The following is a 1,010-nucleotide window of genomic DNA, read 5'->3' as shown; positions in this document are numbered from 1 at the left end:
CCCGGGAGAGAGGCTACGGACGGTCGAGGCCCCCGGAGGATGGGTCCAGCACGCCGATCGGGGTAGGCAAAACCTTGCCTTCGCCCCCGCGGACACGCGGATCCGTCGGTCAGGCTGGGGGGATGGAAGCGGTACCTGAGGACTGGGAACGGGCGCTGACGGTCGTGGCGCACCCCGACGACCTGGAGTACGGGACGTCGGCGGCCATCGCGAAATGGACGAGCCAGGGCAAGACGGTGACGGAGGTGCTGGCCACCCGCGGGGAGGCGGGGATCGACTCGATGGACCCGCGGGACGCGGCGCGGGTCCGCAGCGCGGAGCAGATCGAGGCGGCCCGCCTGGTCGGCGTCGACAACGTCGAGTTCCTCGACCTGCCCGACGGCATGCTGGAGTACGGCCTCGCGCTGCGGCGCGCGATCGCCGGGGCGATCCGGTGGCACCGGCCGGAGGTCGTGCTGTCGGTCAACTTCCGGGAGGAGTGGCCCGGCGGCGGGTTCAACATGGCCGACCACCGCGTGCTCGGCCTCGCCGTGGCGGACGCGATCAGGGACGCCGCCAACCGCTGGGTGTTCCGCGACCTCGACCTGGAACCGTGGCAGGGCGTCCGGTTCGCGCTGTTCGGCGGGTCTCCGCGCGCGACGCACTACGTGGACGTCACCGGCCACCTGCAGGCCGGCATCGACTCGCTGCTCGCGCACCGGGTGTACTTCGCGACCCTCGGCGCCGACTTCGACGCCGCCGCCGTGCTCACCGGGGCCGCCGAGGAGAGCGGCCGCGCCGCGGGCGTCCAGCACGCGACGACGTTCGAGATGATCGAGTCCTAGCGGCGGGCCGGATCCTAGCCGCGGGCGTTGGGGCGTTTGCCCGAGTTGGCCTTGCGGCGCTTGCGGGCCCTGCGTTTGCGCGCTCTTCTCGACATGTTCCGATTCACCCCCCTCAAGGGTCGCGAAGGCAAGGGTCATGCCCTCCGGCGCACAGCAGGAACCCGCCGGGCCGCACGACCGTAATGG

General features: G+C 72.3%; 1 protein-coding gene. It reads left to right on the top strand.

Annotated features, from left to right (window positions below; translation table 11 throughout):
- The first annotated feature begins 122 nt into the window (after positions 1 to 122).
- Complete coding sequence (locus E1200_RS33390; protein WP_131956683.1) at positions 123 to 824, top strand: PIG-L deacetylase family protein; 702 nt, start codon at positions 123 to 125, stop codon at positions 822 to 824.
- Positions 825 to 1,010 lie beyond the last annotated feature (186 nt).

It is taken from the genome of Actinomadura sp. GC306 (assembly GCF_004348665.1).
GTDB lineage: Bacteria > Actinomycetota > Actinomycetes > Streptosporangiales > Streptosporangiaceae > Spirillospora.
The sequence above is the reverse complement of the archived record's forward strand: the minus strand, read 5'-3'. Positions and strand labels throughout refer to the sequence as shown.

What these genes read in the sequence shown, in the direction of transcription:
- E1200_RS33390 (WP_131956683.1), top strand. Translation starts at nt 123, where the DNA reads ATGGAAGCGGTACCTGAGGACTGGGAACGGGCGCTGACGGTCGTGGCG.